General features: G+C 57.1%; 20 protein-coding genes. 10 read left to right on the top strand and 10 right to left on the bottom strand.

What is annotated here, in order from left to right; all coding sequences use genetic code 11:
* Nucleotides 1-71 precede the first annotated feature (71 nt).
* From NWP14_RS17475 to kefG, 3 genes are read right to left on the bottom strand one after another with little or no spacing between them, the layout of a single operon-like run.
* Nucleotides 72-272, bottom strand: coding sequence for a YheV family putative zinc ribbon protein (locus NWP14_RS17475; RefSeq protein ID WP_095105238.1), 201 nt, complete (start codon nt 270-272; stop codon nt 72-74).
* Between the two features lie 13 nt (nt 273-285).
* The gene (kefB, locus tag NWP14_RS17470; protein ID WP_095105240.1) at nt 286-2,091 is read right to left on the bottom strand and encodes a glutathione-regulated potassium-efflux system protein KefB; all 1,806 of its coding nucleotides are present in this window, start codon (nt 2,089-2,091) and stop codon (nt 286-288) included.
* Nucleotides 2,078-2,644: a glutathione-regulated potassium-efflux system ancillary protein KefG gene (gene kefG / locus NWP14_RS17465; RefSeq protein ID WP_375215739.1), complete on the bottom strand. Its 567-nt coding sequence runs from the start codon at nt 2,642-2,644 to the stop codon at nt 2,078-2,080. The genes kefB and kefG overlap by 14 nt, the downstream gene beginning before the upstream one ends.
* Nucleotides 2,645-2,816: 172 nt before the next feature.
* Between kefG and NWP14_RS17460 the strand changes: the two genes are divergently transcribed.
* From NWP14_RS17460 to NWP14_RS17445, 4 genes are all read left to right on the top strand, one after another.
* Complete coding sequence (locus NWP14_RS17460; RefSeq protein ID WP_375215738.1) at nt 2,817-4,721, top strand: ABC transporter ATP-binding protein; 1,905 nt, start codon at nt 2,817-2,819, stop codon at nt 4,719-4,721.
* A gap of 150 nt (nt 4,722-4,871) precedes the next feature.
* Complete coding sequence (locus tag NWP14_RS17455) at nt 4,872-5,894, top strand: hydrolase (RefSeq protein ID WP_095105246.1); 1,023 nt, start codon at nt 4,872-4,874, stop codon at nt 5,892-5,894.
* The gene (locus tag NWP14_RS17450) at nt 5,891-6,109 is read left to right on the top strand and encodes a YheU family protein (RefSeq protein WP_095105248.1); all 219 of its coding nucleotides are present in this window, start codon (nt 5,891-5,893) and stop codon (nt 6,107-6,109) included. Before NWP14_RS17455 ends, NWP14_RS17450 begins: the two co-directional genes overlap by 4 nt.
* Before the next feature lie 36 nt (nt 6,110-6,145).
* Nucleotides 6,146-7,015 (top strand): phosphoribulokinase, encoded by an 870-nt coding sequence (locus NWP14_RS17445; RefSeq protein WP_095105250.1) that lies wholly within the window; start codon nt 6,146-6,148, stop codon nt 7,013-7,015.
* 50 nt (nt 7,016-7,065) lie between these two features.
* Here NWP14_RS17445 and NWP14_RS17440 read toward each other — a convergent pair whose 3' ends face one another.
* Nucleotides 7,066-7,476, bottom strand: coding sequence for an OsmC family protein (locus NWP14_RS17440; RefSeq protein ID WP_095105252.1), 411 nt, complete (start codon nt 7,474-7,476; stop codon nt 7,066-7,068).
* A 306-nt stretch (nt 7,477-7,782) separates the two neighbouring features.
* On the opposite strand from NWP14_RS17440, the gene crp reads away from it, so the two are divergent.
* Both crp and NWP14_RS17430 read left to right on the top strand, forming a co-directional pair.
* Nucleotides 7,783-8,415, top strand: a complete 633-nt coding sequence (gene crp, locus NWP14_RS17435) for a cAMP-activated global transcriptional regulator CRP (protein WP_000242758.1) — start codon at nt 7,783-7,785, stop codon at nt 8,413-8,415.
* Between the two features lie 52 nt (nt 8,416-8,467).
* Entirely contained in the window at nt 8,468-10,546 is a 2,079-nt protein-coding gene (locus NWP14_RS17430) for a YccS/YhfK family putative transporter (RefSeq protein WP_331835177.1), read from the top strand.
* On the opposite strand, the gene NWP14_RS17425 is transcribed toward NWP14_RS17430, so the two are convergent.
* The 5 genes from NWP14_RS17425 to ppiA all read right to left on the bottom strand — a co-directional run bounded on the left by NWP14_RS17425 (nt 10,536) and on the right by ppiA (nt 13,878).
* On the bottom strand, nt 10,536-11,756 hold the full coding sequence (locus NWP14_RS17425; RefSeq protein ID WP_375215737.1) for an aspartate aminotransferase family protein: 1,221 nt from the start codon (nt 11,754-11,756) through the stop codon (nt 10,536-10,538). The two genes, NWP14_RS17430 and NWP14_RS17425, sit on opposite strands and share 11 nt — an antisense overlap.
* 89 nt (nt 11,757-11,845) lie before the next feature.
* Entirely contained in the window at nt 11,846-12,409 is a 564-nt protein-coding gene (pabA, locus tag NWP14_RS17420) for an aminodeoxychorismate synthase component 2 (protein ID WP_375215736.1), read from the bottom strand.
* Between the two features lie 32 nt (nt 12,410-12,441).
* Nucleotides 12,442-13,044 (bottom strand): putative adenosine monophosphate-protein transferase Fic, encoded by a 603-nt coding sequence (locus NWP14_RS17415; protein ID WP_095105260.1) that lies wholly within the window; start codon nt 13,042-13,044, stop codon nt 12,442-12,444.
* Nucleotides 13,034-13,201: a YhfG family protein gene (locus NWP14_RS17410; RefSeq protein ID WP_375215735.1), complete on the bottom strand. Its 168-nt coding sequence runs from the start codon at nt 13,199-13,201 to the stop codon at nt 13,034-13,036. Before NWP14_RS17410 ends, NWP14_RS17415 begins: the two co-directional genes overlap by 11 nt.
* A gap of 107 nt (nt 13,202-13,308) precedes the next feature.
* Complete coding sequence (gene ppiA / locus NWP14_RS17405; RefSeq protein WP_045854052.1) at nt 13,309-13,878, bottom strand: peptidylprolyl isomerase A; 570 nt, start codon at nt 13,876-13,878, stop codon at nt 13,309-13,311.
* Between the two features lie 277 nt (nt 13,879-14,155).
* On the opposite strand from ppiA, the gene tsgA reads away from it, so the two are divergent.
* A complete protein-coding gene (tsgA, locus tag NWP14_RS17400) occupies nt 14,156-15,340 on the top strand; it encodes an MFS transporter TsgA (protein WP_331835173.1) in 1,185 nt (394 codons plus the stop codon).
* A 6-nt stretch (nt 15,341-15,346) separates the two neighbouring features.
* Here tsgA and NWP14_RS17395 read toward each other — a convergent pair whose 3' ends face one another.
* Nucleotides 15,347-16,669 (bottom strand): cytosine deaminase, encoded by a 1,323-nt coding sequence (locus NWP14_RS17395; protein WP_375215734.1) that lies wholly within the window; start codon nt 16,667-16,669, stop codon nt 15,347-15,349.
* Nucleotides 16,670-16,909: 240 nt separating this feature from the next.
* On the opposite strand from NWP14_RS17395, the gene nirB reads away from it, so the two are divergent.
* The 3 genes from nirB (at nt 16,910) to cysG (ending at nt 21,305) form a co-directional block, all read left to right on the top strand.
* Nucleotides 16,910-19,453 carry a nitrite reductase large subunit NirB gene (gene nirB, locus NWP14_RS17390; RefSeq protein WP_331835171.1) on the top strand — a complete coding sequence of 848 codons (2,544 nt, stop codon included), beginning with the start codon at nt 16,910-16,912 and terminating at the stop codon, nt 19,451-19,453.
* Nucleotides 19,450-19,776 carry a nitrite reductase small subunit NirD gene (gene nirD, locus NWP14_RS17385; RefSeq protein WP_095105270.1) on the top strand — a complete coding sequence of 109 codons (327 nt, stop codon included), beginning with the start codon at nt 19,450-19,452 and terminating at the stop codon, nt 19,774-19,776. The genes nirB and nirD overlap by 4 nt, the downstream gene beginning before the upstream one ends.
* Nucleotides 19,777-19,931: 155 nt before the next feature.
* On the top strand, nt 19,932-21,305 hold the full coding sequence (gene cysG / locus NWP14_RS17380; RefSeq protein ID WP_375215733.1) for a siroheme synthase CysG: 1,374 nt from the start codon (nt 19,932-19,934) through the stop codon (nt 21,303-21,305).
* Nucleotides 21,306-21,336 lie beyond the last annotated feature (31 nt).

The following is a 21,336-nucleotide window of genomic DNA, read 5'->3' as shown; positions in this document are numbered from 1 at the left end:
ATAGTGGCGCAGATTGTAGCGGAATTCTGCAGCCGTGTACCCTCTAGCTTAAAAAAAGGCGACAGATAACGCTAGTCGGGATGAAAAATGCCGATCACTTGTTCGTCTTTACGAACATGCTCGCGGGCCTCTTTATCCGCCTCGCGCATCTGGTGCCCGCACTTAACACACTCAACAATATCGATATTATTTTCACGCCACATCGCCAGCGAATCCTGGGCCTGGCACGCCGGGCATTTTGCTCCGGCAATAAAACGTTTACGCACTGCCATAATGATTTACCCTTTATTCAAACTCATCCCAGCCGTCAAGCTGCCTGCTCTCTTTCTGCATTTCACGCTGAAAAATCTCCTCCAGCTCCCGTCGAGCTTCCCGCACGCGCGATATCTGCAGAGTATCAGTATGCACCGGCATCAACTCTCGCAGCATTCGCATATCCAGACGACGAAAGTGCAGCTGCGCGCGCTGCGCCTGATGCGGATGCATTCCGACGCTGACCAGCGCCTTGCGCCCCAGATCCAGCGCGCTGGAGAAGGTTTCGCGCGAGAACTGAGCCACGCCGGCCTGCAGGAGCTCATGGGCCTCTACGCGGCCCCGCGCTCGCGCCAGAATATGCAGATGCGGGAAATGCTGCTGGCACATCTCAACCAGCTTCATGGTATCTTCCGGCTCGTTGCAGGTAATTACGATTGACTGCGCATCTTCCGCGCCCGCCGAGCGCAGCAGCTCCAGCTGCGTTGCATCGCCGAAGTACACCTTATAGCCATATTTGCGCATCAGGTTAACCGCGCTGATATCGCGCTCAAGAACGGTAATACGCATTTTGTTGGCCATCAGCAGACGACCAATAACCTGACCAAAGCGCCCGAAGCCGACGATAATCACCTGCGGTTTATCATCCTCAACCCACGGCGCTTCATCCTCTTCCTCCGGCTGGTTAAAGCGTCGGGAGAGAACATAATCAATCAAGGTCATCAGCAGCGGCGTGGTCATCATCGACAGCGTAACCGTGACCAGCAGCAGCGCCATCTGGTCATTTTCGAACAGCCGCAGCGAAGCCGGTAATGAGAACAGCACAAAGGCAAACTCCCCGCCCTGGCTCAGAACCCCGGCAAACTGCATTCGCTCCGAGCTGCGAAGGCCGTACACCCGCGCCAGAACGTACAGCACGAGGGCTTTCACCATCACCAGCGCCGCGACGCTGGCGGCAACCCACAGCAGATGGGTGTAGAGAACGCCGAGATTCAGCGCCATGCCAACGGAGATAAAGAACAGGCCAAGCAGGAGGCCTTTAAACGGCTCAATGGCGATTTCCAGCTCGTGGCGATACTCGCTTTCAGCCAGCAGCACCCCGGCGATAAAGGTCCCTAGCGCCATCGACAGGCCGAGCGCATCCATAAACAGCGCCGAGCCCAAAACCAACAGCAGCGTCGCGGCGGTAAAGACCTCACGCACGCCGGAGGCAGCGATGAAGCGGAACACCGGTCGTAGCAAAAAGCGGCCGCCGATCAGCATGCCGGCAAAGGCCAAAACCTTCATCCCGATCGTGACCCAATCAAAGCGATCGTCGCCGGAACCCGCCAACAGCGGCACCAGCGCCAGCGCGGGGATCACCGCCAGGTCCTGAAACAGCAGAACGGAGAACCCCAGCTGACCGGATTCACTGCGGCTCATCCCCTTCTCGCGCATCAGCTGCAGCGCCATCGCCGTGGAGGACATCGCTAAACCAATTCCGCCGACCACCGCCGCTTGCCACGTAAATCCGGTAACCATCAGCAGGCCGCCGAGGATCGCCGCGCTGCACAAAACCTGAGCCGCCCCAACGCCAAAGATAGAGCTTCGCAGACGCCAGAGCTTAGACGGGTTGAGCTCAAGCCCGATGATAAACATCAGGAACACCACGCCCAGCTCGGAGAAGTGGAGAATTTCATCGACGTCGCTGATAAACCCCAGCCCCCACGGGCCAATCGCGATCCCCGCGAGCAGATAGCCGAGTACCGCGCCAATGCCCAGCCGGGCGGCCAGCGGTACCGCTACGACGGCGGCGAACAGAAACAGAACGCCAGCCAAAAGCAGATCAGCTCCCTCCATTTATAACTCCTCCTGCCGAGATGGGGTTGGCCAGCCAGTCGCGATAAGCGCGCGCGTGGCTTTTCAGATCGGCTGGCGATTGCCGACGGGCCCAGTAGACAATAATCGGGCTCATCCAGTGCATCCGGCACATGCCGGCGGTCAGTTCGAAAGGACGGAGAATATCGTTCATTGGATAGCGGTTAGCGTCGCGGCGGTAGGCGCTTTCCGGCTCACCGGTGGTGATCACGCTACGCCAGTACTTTCCCGCCAGCTGGTTCCCCCCGGCGCCGCTGGCAAAGCCGCGGGTCAACACTCTGTCCAGCCACTCTTTTAGCAGCGCCGGGCAGCTCCACGTATACAGCGGATGCTGGAAAACAATCACCTCATGCTGACGCAGGAGATCCTGCTCCCAGGCAATATCGATAAAAAAATCTGGATAGTGCGCATAAAGATCGTGCACGGTGACGTTCGGCAACTGTAAGGCCGGTTCAAGCAAAACCCGGTTGGCCACGGAATCCTGAGATTCTGGGTGGGCATACAGCAGCAAAACCTTCGCTGTCTGAGACATCATTCCCCTCCCAACGTCTTCTGGCGGCCTGAACAACGGCTGCGCCTCAGCGCAACCAGAATGACTTTGTGTATCGTCTTCATTTTGGGCTACCATTGCGGCCCGGTGGAGCTATTTGCTACCACATTACATTATCATAATGACAAATTAACATAGTCTGAACATACGGCGCCTTATGATTGTTTTCTCCTCGTTACAAATTCGTCGCGGCGTACGCGTCCTGCTGGACAACGCCACCGCTACCATCAACCCTGGCCAAAAGGTCGGTCTGGTGGGCAAAAACGGCTGCGGTAAATCCACGCTGCTATCGCTTTTGAAAAACGAGATTAGCGCCGACGGCGGCAGTATGACCTTTCCGGGCAACTGGCAGCTGGCGTGGGTTAATCAGGAAACCCCTGCGCTGGCACAGCCGGCTATTGATTATGTTATTGACGGCGATCGTGAATATCGCCAGCTCGAGGCCGATTTAAATCAGGCCAACGAGCGCAATGACGGTCACGCGATTGCGACGGTTCACGGCAAGCTGGATGCCATTGACGCCTGGACGATCCGCTCACGCGCCTCCAGCCTGCTGCACGGTCTGGGCTTCAGCAACGAACAGCTGGAGCGCCCGGTGAGCGACTTTTCCGGCGGCTGGCGCATGCGCCTGAACCTGGCGCAGGCGCTGATTTGCCGCTCTGACCTGCTGCTGCTGGATGAACCGACTAACCACCTCGATCTCGATGCGGTGATCTGGCTGGAAAAATGGCTTAAAAGCTATACCGGTACGCTGATTCTGATCTCGCACGATCGCGATTTTCTCGATCCAATCGTCGATAAAATTATTCATATCGAACAGCAAAACATGTTCGAGTACACCGGCAACTACAGCTCGTTCGAAATACAGCGCGCCACCCGTCTGTCGCAGCAGCAGTCGATGTATGAAAGCCAGCAGCTGCGCGTCGCCCATCTGCAAAGCTATATCGATCGCTTCCGCGCCAAGGCCACCAAGGCGAAGCAGGCCCAGAGCCGCATTAAAATGCTGGAACGCATGGAGCTTATCGCCCCGGCTCACGTCGATAATCCGTTCCACTTTAGCTTCCGCGCGCCGGAAAGCCTGCCCAACCCGCTGCTGAAAATGGAAAAAGTCAGCGCCGGCTACGGCGAACGCATTATCCTCGACTCGATCAAGCTGAATTTGGTTCCCGGTTCGCGCATCGGCCTGCTGGGGCGCAACGGCGCCGGTAAATCGACGCTAATCAAACTGCTGGCCGGCGAGCTGCAGCCGCTGCAGGGCGAAGTGGGGCTGGCCAAAGGAATTAAGCTTGGCTACTTCGCCCAGCATCAGCTGGAGTTCCTGCGGGCGGATGAATCGCCGCTGCAGCACCTGGCTCGCCTGGCGCCGCAGGAGCTGGAGCAGAAGCTGCGCGACTATCTTGGCGGCTTCGGTTTCCAGAGCGATAAGGTCAACGAAGCAACCCAGCGTTTCTCCGGCGGCGAAAAGGCGCGTCTGGTGCTGGCGCTTATCGTCTGGCAGCGGCCTAATCTCCTGCTGCTCGATGAACCGACTAACCACCTTGACCTCGATATGCGCCAGGCTTTAACCGAAGCGCTGATTGATTTCGAAGGCGCGCTGGTGGTGGTCTCGCACGATCGCCACCTGATACGTTCGACCACCGACGATCTCTATCTGGTCCACGACGGCAAAGTTGAGCAGTTCGATGGCGATCTGGAAGATTATCAGCAGTGGCTGAGCGACTCGCAGAGGCAGGAAAGCCAGTCGTCCGACGCGATAAAAGATAACGGCAACAGCGCCCAGTCCCGCAAGGACCAGAAGCGCCGGGAAGCGGAGCTGCGCACGCTGACGCAGCCGCTGCGTAAAGAGATTACCCGCCTCGAAAAAGAGATGGATAAGCTCAACGCCCAGCTCGCGCAGGCGGAAGAGAAATTAGGCGACAGCAGCCTGTATGACGCATCCCGCAAGGCAGATCTGACCGCGTGTCTGCAGCAGCAGGCCAATGCGAAATCAGGACTGGAAGAGTGCGAAATGGCCTGGCTGGATGCGCAAGAACAGCTGGAGCAGATGCTGCAGGAAGGCTAAGCCCTGCTGGTTGAGCGCGCGGCCTCGACGGTTCACAGACAATGAGCTTTCGGGGCTTCTCTGACAGCTGGCCACAAGACCACATATTGGCTAACCTGCGCACTTCATGCGCGGTATAGTATTTATAAGATTCTTAATTGTTCTGGTGCTATGGTTGAAATCACCCCCACAGAAATGACGCCCCCCGTAGACGATTCGCGCGATTTTCATCCAATGCGCGGCGTGGGGAATCGTCATCTGCAAACCATGCTGCCGCGACTGATCCGCCGCAAACTGGGCTTTACTCCACACTGGCAGCGCCTTGAACTCCCTGACGGCGATTTTATCGATTTGGCCTGGAGCGAAGATCCCGAATCAGCCCGACATAAACCGCGGCTGGTCGTTTTTCACGGTCTGGAAGGAAGCCTGCACAGCCCTTACGCTCACGGTCTGATCCACGCCGCAATGCAGCGCGGCTGGCTGGGCGTGGTGATGCATTTCCGCGGCTGTAGCGGCGAGCCTAACCGTAATAACCGCATCTACCACTCCGGAGAGACGGAAGACGGCACCTGGTTCCTGCGCTGGCTGCAGCGCGAATTTGGTACCGCGCCTACGGCCGCCGTCGGCTATTCGCTCGGCGGTAATATGCTGGGCTGCCTGCTGGCAAACGAGGGCGATAGCATCCCGCTCGACGCGGCGGTCATCGTGTCGGCCCCGTTCATGCTGGAAGCCTGCAGCTACCATATGGACAAAGGCTTCTCCCGCGTCTACCAGCGCTATCTGCTTAACCTGTTAAAAGCTAACGCCGCGCGCAAGCTGAAAGCCTATCCGGGCTCTCTGCCGGTTGATTTACGCCAGCTAAAAGGCATGCGGCGCATTCGCGAGTTTGACGATACCATCACCGCCAAAATTCACGGCTTTGCCGATGCGCTGGACTACTATCGCCAGTGCAGCGCGATGCCGCGTCTGAGCGATATCACTAAACCCACGCTGATCATTCACGCGAAAGACGATCCGTTCATGGACCATCATTCCATTCCACCGCAGGAGCAGCTGCCGGCCAACGTCGAGTACCAGTTGACCGAACAGGGCGGGCACGTCGGATTTGTCGGCGGCACGCTGCGCAAGCCTGAGATGTGGCTGGAAAGACGGATCCCGGACTGGCTGACGCGCTGGCTGGAAGGAAAAAAATGATTATTCCCTGGCAGGATCTGGATCCCGAAACCCTGGATAGCCTGATTGAAAGCTTTGTGTTGCGCGAAGGCACCGATTATGGTGAACATGAACGTTCGCTGGCCGATAAGGTCGCCGATGTCAAACAGCAGCTGAAAAGCGGAGAAGCCGTACTGGTGTGGTCAGAGCTGCACGAGACGGTCAACATCATGCCCCGCAAGCAGTTCCACGGCTAAGGCGGCGCCACACCATCGTTTAATCTGGGAGTTGATATGTCTGCCAAACATCCGGTGATTGCAGTCACGGGCTCCAGCGGCGCGGGAACCACCACCACCAGCCTCGCCTTTCGCAAAATCTTCGCCCAGCTGAACCTGCGTGCCGCCGAAGTCGAGGGCGATAGCTTCCATCGCTACACTCGCCCGGAAATGGACATGGCGATCCGCAAAGCGCGGGATCAGGGGAAACACATCAGCTATTTTGGTCCGGAAGCGAACGACTTCGGCCTGCTGGAAAATACCTTTCTCGAATACGGGCGCAGCGGAACAGGCCAGTCGAGAAAATATCTGCATACCTATGACGAGGCCGTGCCGTGGAATCAGGTGCCGGGCACCTTCACGCCCTGGCAGCCGCTGCCGGAGCCAACCGACGTCCTGTTTTACGAAGGGCTGCACGGCGGCGTTGTCACGCCACAGCACAACGTTGCGCACAATGTCGATCTGCTGGTGGGGGTAGTGCCCATCGTCAACCTGGAGTGGATTCAGAAGCTAATCCGCGACACCAGCGAACGCGGGCATTCTCGCGAAGCGGTGATGGATTCGGTCGTCCGTTCGATGGAAGATTATATTAACTTCATCACCCCGCAGTTCTCGCGAACCCATATCAACTTCCAGCGGGTTCCCACCGTTGATACTTCGAACCCCTTCGCCGCTAAAGGCATTCCCTCGCTGGATGAAAGCTTTGTGGTGATCCACTTCCGCAATCTGCAGGATATCGACTTCCCGTGGCTGCTGGCGATGCTGCAAGGCTCGTTTATCTCGCATATCAACACGCTGGTGGTACCGGGCGGGAAAATGGGGCTGGCGATGGAGCTGATCATGACGCCGCTGGTTGAACGGCTGATGGCGGGGAAAAAGATCGGTTAAGCCGTTAAAAACCCGGCAGCGCTACGCATGCCGGGGCGACGGGCTGGCCATCAGGCCTGGCCCTCGATAACCTCGTACGAATGCGTGATATTTACCGCTTTTTGCAGCATCAGCGCCACCGAGCAGTATTTCTCCGCCGACAGGTCCACCGCCCGCGAAACGGCCGCATCCTTCAGCTCACGGCCGGTGACGATAAAATGCAGGTTGATGTGGGTAAACAGGCGCGGCGCCTCTTCCCGACGCTCTGAGGTCAGCTTCACCTCACAGTTGGTCACATCATGACGCCCTTTTTGCAAAATTGAGACCACGTCGATGGCGCTGCAGCCGCCGGCGGCCATCAGCACCATTTCCATCGGACTCGGCGCCTTATCCCCGGAGTTGCCGTCCATCAAAATCTGGTGGCCAGAAGCCGACTCACCGATGAAGGTTAACCCTTCAACCCATTTCACACGAGCTTGCATAAAATTTAACTCCAAGGTTGCAATTTTCCTGACAGATTACGCGCACATAACAAATCTCGCAACGGAAGGCGACCTGCATCATGCTGAAGCGAGACACCAGGAGACACGCGGCGAAAGCTATGCTAAAACAGTCGGGATGCTACAGTATTACATTGATGTACTGCATGTATGCAGAGGAATTCACATTACAGGCTGAAGAAAAATCACCAGCCAGCTTCCCAGGCATAGGGAAACAATACGATTGCATGCCCGGATGCCGTGTAGTGTCGGCACCCGGAGATAGCTTATAACAGAGGATAACCGCGCATGGTGCTTGGCAAACCGCAAACAGACCCTACCCTCGAATGGTTCTTGTCTCATTGCCACATTCATAAGTACCCATCTAAAAGCACGCTGATCCACCAGGGTGAAAAAGCAGAAACGTTGTACTACATCGTCAAAGGCTCTGTGGCTGTGCTCATCAAGGATGAAGAGGGTAAAGAGATGATTCTCTCTTACCTCAACCAGGGCGATTTCATCGGTGAATTAGGCTTGTTCGAAGAAGGCCAGGAGCGTAGCGCCTGGGTACGTGCGAAAACCGCATGTGAAGTGGCCGAAATCTCCTATAAAAAATTCCGTCAGCTGATTCAGGTTAACCCGGACATCCTGATGCGTCTCTCGTCGCAGATGGCCCGCCGTCTGCAGGTGACCTCTGAGAAAGTCGGTAACCTTGCCTTCCTCGACGTCACCGGTCGTATCGCCCAGACGTTGCTGAACCTGGCAAAACAGCCTGACGCTATGACCCACCCGGACGGTATGCAAATCAAAATTACCCGTCAGGAAATCGGTCAGATCGTCGGCTGTTCACGTGAAACCGTTGGCCGTATTCTGAAGATGCTGGAAGATCAAAATCTGATCTCCGCACACGGTAAAACTATCGTCGTCTACGGCACGCGTTAAGCTGATAAAACGGCGTGTTGCTCCCGCAATACGCCGTTTTTGTTTTCCCTCTATGTGGCGCAGGCTGATTTACCACCCGGAAGTCAACTACGCACTGCGGCAAACGCTGGTGCTGTGTTTGCCGGTCGCAATTGGCCTTCTCCTCGGCCATCTGCAGCAGGGCCTGCTGTTCTCGCTGGTTCCCGCATGCTGCAACGTCGCCGGCCTTGATACGCCGCATAAGCGCTTCTTTAAGCGCCTGATTATTGGAGGCTCGCTTTTTGCCGGCTGTAGCCTGATCGTTCAGCTCCTTCTCCAGCATGATATCCCGCTCCCACTAATTCTCAGCGGCCTGACCCTGCTCCTTGGCGTCACGGCAGAGATCAGCTCGCTGCACGCGAGGCTGCTGCCCGCCTCGCTGATTGCCGCCATCTTTACCCTGAGCCTCGCCGGCAATATGCCGGTCTGGGAGCCGCTGCTGATCTACGCGCTCGGCACGCTGTGGTACGGACTATTCAACTGGTTCTGGTTTTGGCTATGGCGCGAGCAGCCGCTGCGCGAATCCCTCAGCCTGCTCTACCGGGAGCTGGCCAACTATTGCGAAGCCAAATACAGCCTGCTGACCCAGCATATCGACCCGGCAACCTCGCTGCCTCCGCTGCTGACCCGCCAGCAAAAGGTCGTCGACATGATCACCCAGTGCTACCAGCAGATGCATATGCTGGCGGCCAATCAGCGTAACGATCATAAGCGCCTGCTGCGGGCGTTTCAGGTTGCCCTCGATCTCCAGGAGCATATTTCCGTCAGCCTGCATCAGCCGGAGGAGGTGCAGAAACTGGTCGAACGCAGCCACGCTGAAGCGGTAATCCGCTGGAATGCGCAAACCGTCGCGGCGCGGCTGAGGGTTCTGGCGGATGACATCCTGTACCACCGCTATCCGCAGCGCTTTAATATGGATAAACAGATCGGCGCGCTGGAGAAGATTGCCTCGCAGCACCCCGACAACCCGGTCGGGCAGTTCTGCGCATGGCACTTCAGCCGCCTTGCCCGGGTGCTACGCACCCAGCGGCCGCTGTACGCGCGTAACCTGATGGCCGATAAGGAACGCCGCCTGCCGCTGCTTCCTGCGCTGAAGAACTATCTCTCTTACAAATCACCGGCTTTGCGCAGCGCCGCCCGGATCAGCGTGATGCTCACCGCCGCGAGCCTGATGGGCAGCGCGCTACATCTTCCCAAACCCTACTGGATCCTGATGACGGTGCTTTTCGTTACCCAGAACGGCTACGGCGCGACGCGGGTCCGCATCGTGCATCGGGCGGCGGGTACCCTTGCCGGCCTGGTGATTGCCGGGCTGACGCTGCACTTCCACGTCCCGGAGGGCTATACGCTGACCGCGATGCTGATTATCACGCTGTTGAGCTATCTGATTATCCGTAAGAGCTACGGCTGGGCGATGGTTGGCTTTACCGTCACGGCGGTGTATACCCTGCAGCTGCTGACGCTTAACGGCGAACAGTTTATTGTCGCCAGGCTTATCGATACGCTTATCGGATGCCTGATCGCCTTCGGAGGGATGGTGTGGCTGTGGCCGCAGTGGCAGAGCGGGCTGCTGCGTAAAAACGCCCACGACGCGCTGGAAGCGGACCAGGAAGCCATCCGGCTCATTCTCAGCGACGATCACCAGGCGCCGGCGCTGGCCTACCGGCGGATGCGCGTCAACCAGGCGCATAACTCGCTGTATAACTCGCTGAATCAGGCAATGCAGGAGCCCGGGTTTAACTCGCACTATCTTGACGATATGAAGCTGTGGGTCACCCATAGCCAGTTTATTGTCGAACATATCAACGCCATGACCACGCTGGCCCGCGAGCACAATATGCTGACGCCGGATCTAGCCCGGCGCTATCTTGAATCCTGTGAAATTGCGCTGCAGCGCTGCCAGCAGCGGCTGGATACCGACGGGCCGGGTAGCGCCGGCGAGGTGAATATCATGGAGTCGCAGAATGCGGACGTGCCCCGTGGCCCGCTGAGCACTATGGAGCAGCACCTGCAGCGGATCCTCGATCATCTGAACACCATGCACACCATCTCGTCGGTGGCATGGCGTCAGCGCCCGCATCACGGCATCTGGCTACGCGCAACTAAGCGCTAAGTACGCGCTGAACGGCCTGCGCGAAGCGCGCCATTCCTTCATCAATATCGCTCTCGTCAATGACCAGCGAAGGCACAAAACGCATGACGTCAGGCCCGGCATTGAGCACCATAACGCCCGCATCCGCCGCGGCATACAGGAAATCACGCGCCCGGCCGTGATGCTGCGGTTTCAGCTCCGCGCCGATCAGCAGCCCCATACCGCGAATATCGCTAAACAGATCGAAGCGGGCATCAATCTGCTGCAGATGCTGCACAAAGCGTTCGCGCTTCGCGTTGACTCCGTCCAGTACCTCAGGCGTGTTAATCAAATCAAACGCCGCACCGGCGACGGCGCAGGCGAGCGGGTTTCCCCCGTAGGTTGAACCGTGAGAGCCGGCATGGAACGCGCTGGCAATGTCATGGGTGGTCAGCATGGCGCTAACCGGGAAACCGCCGCCGAGCGCTTTCGCGCTGGTCAGGATATCCGGCGTCACGCCGTAATGCATATAGGCGAACAGCGAGCCGGTGCGCCCCATCCCACACTGCACTTCATCAAATACCAGCAGGGCCTGGTGCTGGTCGCACAGTTCACGCAGGCCTTTGAGGAACTCAGGAGTCGCGGCCATCACGCCGCCTTCGCCTTGAATCGGCTCGACCACCACCGCGCAGGTGTGATCGTCCATTACCGCCTTCACCGCGTGCAGGTCGTTGAACGGCACGTGAACGATATCCGCCGGTTTTGGCCCGAAGCCATCAGAGTATTTTGGCTGTCCGCCAACGGATACCGTAAACAGCGAACGGCCGTGGAAAGCGTTATGGAAGGCGATAATTTTGGTTTTATAGGGGCTATGGCGGGTGATCGTGTAGTTACGCGCCAGCTTGAATGCGGTTTCGTTGGCTTCGGTGCCGGAGTTCATAAACACCACGCGATCGGCGAAGGTAGCATCGACCAGCTTGCGGCCCAGGCGCAGCGCCGGTTCGTTGGTGAATACGTTGCTGGTATGCCACAGCGTTTCCCCCTGCTCATGCAGCGCCGCAACCAGCGCCGGATGGCAATGGCCTAGCGCCGTGACGGCAATACCACCAGCAAAATCAACGTACTCCTTGCCCTGCTGATCCCATACGCGGCTACCTTTACCTTTTACCGGAATAAACTCTGCCGGTGCATAAATCGGCAAAATAACCTCATCGAACGTGGCGCGGGTAATTGCCGGTTGCTCAGTTGCCATGTGATGCCATCCTTCTTCGTTATGCAATGATGATAGTGATATTATAATCACAAAATATGCATAAAAAATCAGTCAATGGCAACTACAAATCAACGATTGAGGAAGTTTGCCAGCAGCTGATGCCCCTGCTCGCTGAGGATACTTTCCGGGTGAAACTGCACCCCTTCAAGATCCCACTCGCGATGGCGAATAGCCATAATCTCTCCGCTCTCGCTGCGGGCCGTCACTTCGAAGCAGTCAGGCAGAGTATCCGGGTCAATGACCAGAGAGTGGTAGCGGGTGACGGTGAGAGGATTGCTTAACCCTTGAAACACGCCGCGTCCGCCGTGGCTGACGGGCGACGTTTTTCCGTGCATGATTTTGGCGGCGCGGACGATGGTGGCACCGAAGACCTGGGCGATAGCCTGATGGCCCAGGCAGACGCCCAGCAGCGGCACCTTCCCGGCATAATGCCCGATGACGGCCAGGGAAATCCCCGATTCATCCGGAGTGCAGGGGCCTGGTGAGATAACGATTTTCTCCGGCGCCAGCGCCGCGATCTCCTCCAGCGTCAGCTCATCGTTACGCTTAACCAGCACTTCGGCTCCCAGCTCGCAGAAGTACTGATACAAATTCCAGGTAAAAGAATCATAGTTGTCGATAAGCAGGATCATAGTGGCTCCGGAAAGAACAAAACCGGGCTATTCTACTCAGATTCTCGCGCTTCGCTTACCACTTTGGCAAAGATCCGTTCGAGCGGCTGAGGATCGCCCATGGCCCCCAGCTGATTAGCCCGGCTCCACTCCTCAGGATCGATATCGCGCCAGTCGAGGATAAAGCCGGCATGAATCGCCAGCTGCTCAAAGAAAATGCGCTGCGCCAGCCCGCTGCCGAGGCGAAAAGGGTGCAGCACATTGATTTCGCCGTAGTACCAGCTCAGGCGCGCAATAAAAGCGTTGCGCTCCAGGCCGCTCAGATAGTTCTCCTCTTCCAGAGCACGCATCAGCGCGTTGCCCTCCTTTTCAATCCATGCGAAATGACAAAAAGGAGTATCTCCCTGATAGATATCAATTTCCCTGAACTGTCCGGCCCAGGAAAAAATATCCTGGTAGAGCTGATGGTGAATAGAGCAGAGATAGGGCAGCCCGCGCCCGCGCGGCCCCAGGGGAATCGTCGCCGCGCGTAGCGAGGTGACCTCCAGCATCACCTGCTCCAGACGCCGGGCCTGGCGAATGCCGGGAAGATTACGCAATACATCGAGTACGGGATAGAGATAGGGATCGCGATCGTCGCCATATTTACTGCTCATGACGCCCCCTCAGCTCAGCAAGACGCGCCAGCGCTTCCTCGGAGCTTAGCGTCACCAAAGGTACAGCGACCCCTTCCAGGCGACGGCTGGCCTGAAAATTCACGCTACGAGTCTGTTCCCAGAGCCGGGATTTTTGCTTATCGGTGAGTGAACGCATGCTCGCCTCTCTTATCGTCCCCTGTGCCACAAGTATAAGCAGCAATTTCGGGTCACGCAGAAAGGCGGAAACAACGGCGCGAGCGTGAGCCGCCCGCGCGGAAGAACTTAAGGCAGGACCTTCGCTGAGAGGATCACGACAGGTTTTGACGGCACATTCTGATACGGCCCAACGTTATGCGTCTGGACCTGAGAAATCTTGTCGGCGACGTCCATTCCTTTGACGACTTTACCGAACACCGCGTAGCCAAAATCACGCTGTCCGTGGTCGAGGAAGGCATTGTCCGCAATGTTGATGAAGAACTGGCTGGTCGCGCTGTCCTGATCGGCGGTGCGCGCCATCGCGATGGTACCGCGGGTGTTACGCAGGCCGTTGTCCGCTTCGTTCTTGATCGGCGGGTTCGGCTGCTTTTGCTGCATCTGTTCGCTGAAGCCACCGCCCTGCACCATGAACCCTGGGATCACGCGGTGAAAAGTGGTGTTGTTGTAGAAGCCGCTGTTCACGTACTTGAGGAAGTTATCTACGGAAATCGGTGCTTTCTGGCTATTTAACTCCAGCTCAATATTTCCCGCAGAAGTCGTCAGCAAGACATGAGGATCGCCCTTCGCTGCCATAGCCGGGGAGAAAGCGGAAATAGCGAAAACGGCAACCACCGCCGCCAGAGTTGATTTGAGCATCGAGATTCCTTAACGGAGCAGAAAAAAAGCAAGTGCATTGATTCTAAAGAGCCTTTGCATCCTGGGCCAGCCTTTTACCTAATTTTACGTAGCTGAAACAGTTGTAACGAGGCGTCTGCCGCTCGGCTGAATATATAAAAGAGATCCACATCACACTAATCCATGCAAAAAGATCTACATTTCATAATAAACGTTTGCTTACATCACTCGAATGAATAAAATCTGTTCGCCCTGGCGCAGAGTCAACGCGCTTTACATTTCTATTCACAGGCCAGTCATGACTAACAGCAATCGTATCAAGCTCACATGGATCAGCTTCTTCTCCTACGCCCTGACCGGAGCGTTGGTGATCGTCACCGGGATGGTGATGGGCAATATCGCGGATTACTTCCATCTGCCCGTTTCCAGTATGAGCAACACCTTCACCTTCCTCAATGCCGGGATCCTGATCTCTATCTTCCTGAACGCCTGGCTGATGGAAATCGTGCCGCTGAAAACGCAGCTGCGTTTTGGCTTTATCCTGATGGTACTGGCGGTAATCGGGCTGATCTTTGGCCACAGCCTGACGCTGTTCTCCGCGGCGATGTTCGTGCTGGGTCTGGTCAGCGGGATCACCATGTCGATCGGTACCTTCCTGATAACCCATATGTACGAAGGCCGCCAGCGCGGCGCTCGCCTGCTGTTCACCGACTCCTTCTTCAGCATGGCGGGAATGATTTTCCCGATGGTTGCCGCCTATCTGCTGGCGCGCAGCATTGAGTGGTACTGGGTGTATGTCTGTATTGGTCTGGTTTACGTCGCCATCTTCGTTCTGACCTTCGGCTGTGAATTCCCGGTGCTGGGTAAAAAAGCGCAGCAGGACAGCCAGCCGGTAGTCAAAGAGAAGTGGGGTATCGGCGTGCTGTTTCTTTCCATCGCCGCGCTGTGCTATATCCTTGGACAGCTGGGCTTTATCTCCTGGGTGCCGGAATATGCCAAGGGCCTGGGCATGAGCCTTGGCGACGCGGGTAAGCTGGTGAGCGATTTCTGGATGTCGTACATGATCGGTATGTGGTCATTCAGCTTCATTCTGCGTTTCTTCGACCTGCAGCGCATTCTTACCGTTCTGGCGGGCCTGGCTACGGTGCTGATGTACCTGTTTATTAACGGTTCACCGGAGCATATGCCGTGGTTTATCCTGACCCTTGGCTTCTTCTCCAGCGCTATCTACACCTCGCTGATCACCCTGGGCTCGCAGCAGACCAAAGTGTCGTCACCGAAGCTGGTTAACTTTGTGCTCACCTGCGGCACCATCGGGACGATGCTGACCTTCGTGGTCACCGGCCCTATCGTCGCCGCCAGCGGGCCGCTGGCAGCGCTGCAAACCGCTAACGGCCTCTATGCCGTGGTATTTGTGATGTGCATTATCCTCGGCTTCGTCTCCCGCCACCGCCAGCACGGCGCGCAGGCAGGGTCACACTAAGTCGCGTTAGACCTTTGGCCCCTTTGCGTCAGCAGAGGGGCTATTACGGGTAAAGAACAGCTCCTCCCCGCCTTTATCGGTCTGTATCCAGGTCTGCGCCAGCTGCGTTGTGGCAATCACCCGCCCCTGACGAATGGACCAGCGTACCGGTACCTGGCAGCGCACGGCTTCGAAACCGTTTTCCGCAGGTAGAATAATCAGGTTGGCCGTATTCCCCGGGCAGATGCCATAGTCGCTCAGACCAAAAGTGCGGGCGCTGTTGTCGGTAATCAGCTTCAGCCCGTCGTTAATCTGCTGATAGCCCATTAGCTGACAAACGTGCAGCCCCATATGCAGTACCTGCAGCATATTGCCGGTACCCAGCGGATACCACGGGTCTAAAACGTCGTCGTGACCAAAGCAAACGTTGATCCCTGCGGCCATCAGCTCTTTTACCCGGGTAATACCGCGCCGCTTTGGATAATCATCGAAGCGTCCCTGCAGGTGGATATTCACCAACGGGTTGGCGACAAAGTTGATCCCCGAGAGCTTCAGCAGGCGAAACAGCCGCGAGGTATAGGCGCCGTTATAGGAGTGCATGGCGGTGGTATGGCTGGCCGTAACCCGTGGGCCAATCCCCTCTTTTAAAGCCAGGGCCGCGACCGTTTCGACAAACCGCGACTGCTCATCGTCGATTTCATCGCAGTGGATATCCAGCGGACGCTGATATTTCTGCGCCAGGCGAAAGGCGATATGCAGGGACTCAACGCCGTACTCGCGGGTAAACTCAAAGTGGGGAATAGCCCCAACCACATCGGCACCGAGGCGCAGCGCCTCTTCAAGCAAGGCCTCCCCATTGGGGTAGGATAAAATCCCCTCCTGTGGGAAGGCGACTATCTGCAAATCTACCCACGGGGCTACCTCCTGCTTCACCTCCAGCATCGCTTTTAAGGCGGTCAGCGTCGGGTCTGAAACATCGACATGCGTGCGCACAAACTGTATACCGTTCGCAATTTGCCACTTCAGGGTTTTCCACGCCCGGGCTTTTACATCCTCATGGCTCAGCAAAGCCTTGCGCTCTGCCCAACGCTCAATACCCTCGAACAGCGTCCCGGATTGATTCCAGCTCGGCTCGCCGGCAGTTTGCGTCGTATCCAGATGGATATGCGGTTCAATAAACGGTGGAATGGCCAGCCCACCGCGGGCGTTGAGCACTTCAAGGCTATCGCCACGCGCTTCATCCATCGGGGTTATATCGCCAAAGCAGCCTTTATCTATTGCTATCTGCCATAGCCCGTCGCGGTCCGGCAGGCGCACGTTCTGAATCAACCAAAGTGGTGCTGCTGTCATCTTGATGACCCCCGTTGAAATTGCTTAATTTTCATCCATCCCGAACCCGCAATTCCCTACTGTTTTTGTACACAAAAGCAACAAAAAGGAAAAGCCTGACTTTTCCATGACTTAGAAAAACCTAAATAAATCATGATAATACCCATTAAGTGGTAGGCAGGATTGAATTTGATTTGCATCAATAAGTGTACCGGCTGAATCGTTAAGGTAGGCGGTATTAGAAAAGAAATCGAGGCAAAAATGAGCAAAGTCAGAATCGCTATTATCGGTAACGGCATGGTTGGCCATCGCTTTATCGAAGAGCTTCTTGATAAGGCGCCTGCCGGACAGTTTGATATTACCGTGTTCTGCGAAGAACCCCGTATCGCTTACGACCGCGTCCACCTGTCATCTTACTTCTCCCATCATACCGCGGAAGAACTTTCGCTGGTTCGTGAAGGATTTTACGAGAAGCACGGCGTTAACGTCCTGATCGGCGAGCGCGCAATTACGATTAACCGCCAGGAGAAGGTCATTCACTCCAGCGCGGGACGCACCGTATTTTACGACAAACTGGTCATGGCAACCGGCTCCTATCCGTGGATCCCGCCGATTAAAGGCGCAGAAACCCAGGACTGCTTCGTTTACCGTACGATTGAAGATCTTAACGCCATCGAATCCTGCGCACGGCGCAGCAAACGCGGCGCCGTAGTCGGCGGCGGTCTGCTGGGCCTCGAAGCCGCAGGCGCGCTGAAAAACCTCGGCGTTGAAACCCACGTTATCGAATTTGCGCCAATGCTGATGGCCGAGCAGCTTGACAATATGGGCGGCGAGCAGCTGAAGCGCAAAATCGAAAGTATGGGCGTGAAGGTTCATACCAGCAAAAATACGAAAGAAATCGTCCAGCAGGGCAGCGAAGCGCGGAAAACCATGCAATTCGCCGACGGTAGCGAGCTGCAGGTCGATTTCATCGTGTTCTCCACCGGTATCCGCCCGCGCGACAAGCTCGCCACCCAGTGCGGTCTGGCGGTAGCTCAGCGCGGCGGTATCGTAGTGAATGATACCTGCCAGACCTCCGATCCGGATATTTACGCCATCGGCGAGTGCGCCAGCTGGAACAACCGCGTTTATGGTCTGGTCGCGCCGGGCTACAAAATGGCCCAGGTTACCGTCGACCATATCCTCGGCGCGGACAACGCCTTCACCGGCGCCGACCTTAGCGCTAAGCTGAAACTGCTCGGCGTTGACGTTGGCGGTATCGGCGATGCGCATGGCCGCACGCCCGGCGCACGCAGCTACGTCTATCTTGATGAGAGCAAAGAGGTCTACAAACGCCTGATCGTCAGCGCAGATAACAAAACCCTGCTCGGCGCGGTGCTGGTCGGCGATACCAGCGATTACGGCAATCTGCTGCAGCTGGTGCTGAACGCTATCGAACTGCCGGAAAACCCGGACGCGTTGATTCTGCCGTCCCATGCCGGCAGCGGTAAACCTTCTATTGGCGTCGATAAACTGCCGGACAGCGCGCAAATCTGCTCCTGCTTCGACGTGACCAAAGGCATGCTGATTTCCGCTATCAATAAAGGCTGCCACACCGTTGCCGCGTTGAAAGCCGAAACCAAAGCCGGTACCGGCTGCGGCGGCTGTATCCCGCTGGTGACCCAGGTGCTGAACGCAGAGCTGGCAAAACAGGGTATCGAAGTTAACCATAATTTGTGCGAACACTTCGCCTACTCGCGCCAGGAGCTGTTCCATCTGATCCGCGTCGAAGGCATTAAAACGTTCGATGAGCTGCTGGAGAAACACGGCAAGGGCTACGGCTGCGAAGTGTGCAAACCTACCGTGGGTTCTTTGCTGGCCTCCTGCTGGAATGAGTACATCCTCAAGCCTCAGCATACGCCGCTGCAGGAGACCAACGATAACTTCCTCGCCAACATCCAGAAAGACGGGACCTACTCCATTATCCCACGCTCCGCAGGCGGCGAAATCACGCCGGAAGGGCTGGTGGCCGTCGGTCGCATCGCGCGCGAATATAACCTCTACACCAAAATTACCGGCTCGCAGCGTATCGGCATGTTTGGCGCTCAAAAAGACGATCTGCCGGAAATCTGGCGTCAGCTGATTGAAGCGGGCTTTGAAACCGGCCACGCCTACGCCAAAGCGCTGCGTATGGCCAAAACCTGCGTCGGCAGCACCTGGTGTCGCTACGGCGTTGGGGACAGCGTAGGCTTCGGCGTCGAGCTGGAGAACCGTTACAAAGGCATCCGTACGCCGCATAAAATGAAGTTTGGCGTGTCCGGCTGTACGCGTGAATGCGCTGAAGCGCAGGGTAAAGACGTCGGCATCATCGCCACCGAAAAAGGCTGGAACCTCTACGTTTGCGGCAACGGCGGGATGAAACCTCGTCACGCGGATCTGCTGGCGGCCGACCTTGACCGCGAAACGCTGCTCAAGTATCTCGACCGCTTTATGATGTTCTACATCCGTACCGCCGATAAGCTGACGCGTACCGCGCCCTGGCTGGATAACATGGAAGGCGGCATCGATTATCTGAAGCGCGTCATTATCGACGACAAGCTTGGTCTGAACGAACACCTGGAAGAAGAGCTGGCCCGCCTGCGTGCAGCCTTCGCCTGCGAGTGGACTGAAACCGTCAACAGCCCGGCAGCGCAGATCCGCTTCAGGCACTTTATCAACAGCAGCCAGCGCGACCCGAACGTTCAGGTTGTGCCGGAACGCGAACAGCATCGCCCGGCCACGCCGTATGAGCGTATCCCGGTGACTCTGGTGGAGGAAAACGCATGAGCCAGTGGATAAACATCTGCAAGATTGACGAAATCCTGCCGGCAACCGGGGTCTGCGCGCTGCTTGGCCAGCAGCAGGTCGCCGTATTCCGCCCTTACCAGGACGAGCGGGTTTTTGCGATCAGCAATATCGATCCCTTCTTCAACGCCAGCGTTCTTTCTCGCGGCATCATTGCCGAACATGAAGGCGATCTGTGGGTCGCCAGCCCGTTGAAAAAGCAGCGTTTTCGTCTGCGCGACGGCTTCTGCATGGAAGATGAGAGCCACTCCATCGCCCATTTTGACGCGCGGGTAAAAGACGGAAAAATTCAGCTTAAAGCCTGATTTTCCGTGGTTCCCTCTGGTATTCAGGGGGAACCATATGTTCTGCTTATGCCCACTAATCGGTAAGCACCGGAAAAGTCGTATATTTTGTAGGTACTCCGCTGCTATGCTACGGCGGCTCATCATCTCTCATTGCCCTGCTGCGAGGATATTCCGTGGATCACTTACCCATTTTTTGCCAATTGCGCGATCGCGACTGTTTGCTGGTCGGCGGCGGTGATGTTGCCGAACGTAAGGCGCGACTGCTGCTGGATGCCGGTGCCAAATTAACGGTTAACGCCCTCGATTTCTCTCCGCAGTTTCAGGTGTGGGCTGATGAACAGATGCTGACGCTGGTAAAAGACAGGTTTAATCCCCAACTGCTCGATTGCTGCTGGCTGGCGATCGCCGCGACTGATGACAACGACGTTAACCAGCAGGTCAGCCAGGCGGCGGAAGCGCGACGTATCTTTTGCAACGTCGTGGATTCGCCGCAGCAGGCCAGCTTCATTATGCCCTCGATTATCGACCGCTCGCCGCTGATGGTCGCCGTCTCCTCCGGCGGAACTTCACCGGTGCTGGCGCGGCTGCTGCGCGAAAAGCTGGAGTCGGTTCTGCCGCTCCATTTGGGCCAGCTGGCGCATTATGCCGGCCAGCTGCGGGCGCGGGTTAAAAAACAGTTTGCCACGGTGGCCGAGCGTCGCCGCTTCTGGGAAAAGCTGTTTATGAACGACCGCCTGGCGCAGTCGTTAGCCAACGAAGACCGGCAGGCCGTAGCCGATACGACCGAGCAGCTGCTGAACGAACCGCTGGATCACCGCGGTGAAGTCGTTCTGGTGGGCGCCGGACCGGGTGATGCCGGTCTGCTGACCCTGAAAGGGCTGCAGCAGATTCAGCAGGCGGATGTCGTGGTTTATGACCGGCTGGTCTCAGACGATATTATGAATCTGGTTCGCCGCGACGCCGACCGGGTGTTCGTCGGCAAGCGTGCGGGCTACCACTGCGTGCCGCAGGATGAGATTAACCAAATTTTGCTGCGGGAAGCGCAGAACGGCCGCCGGGTTGTGCGTCTGAAAGGCGGCGATCCGTTCATTTTCGGCCGCGGTGGCGAAGAGCTCGAAACCCTGTGTAATGCCGGTATTCCCTTCTCAGTCGTGCCGGGGATCACCGCCGCCTCCGGCTGCTCCGCCTATTCCGGTATTCCTCTGACCCACCGCGACTTCGCGCAGGGCGTTCGCCTGGTCACCGGGCATCTGAAAACCGGGGGAGAGCTGGACTGGCAAAACCTGGCAGTCGAAAAGCAGACGCTGGTGTTTTATATGGGGTTAAACCAGGCGCCAGCGATCAGAGAGAAGCTTATTGCCCACGGCATGGCGGCTGATATGCCGGCGGCTATTGTTGAAAACGGCACGGCGGTCAGCCAGAAGGTGGTCACCGGCACCCTGGATCAGCTGGATGTGCTGGCGCAGCAGATGGCGAGCCCGGCGCTGATTATCGTCGGCCGCGTGGTGAGCCTTCGCGACAGGCTCAACTGGTTCTCTAACCATTAAGATTCGCCGCTTCGGCTTCTCTGCCCGCAGC

The sequence above is a fragment of the Klebsiella sp. C349492 genome, from assembly GCF_042055345.1.
In the GTDB taxonomy this organism is placed as follows: Bacteria; Pseudomonadota; Gammaproteobacteria; order Enterobacterales; family Enterobacteriaceae; genus Klebsiella; species Klebsiella scottii.
This window is presented reverse-complemented; position numbering and strand designations above follow the sequence as displayed.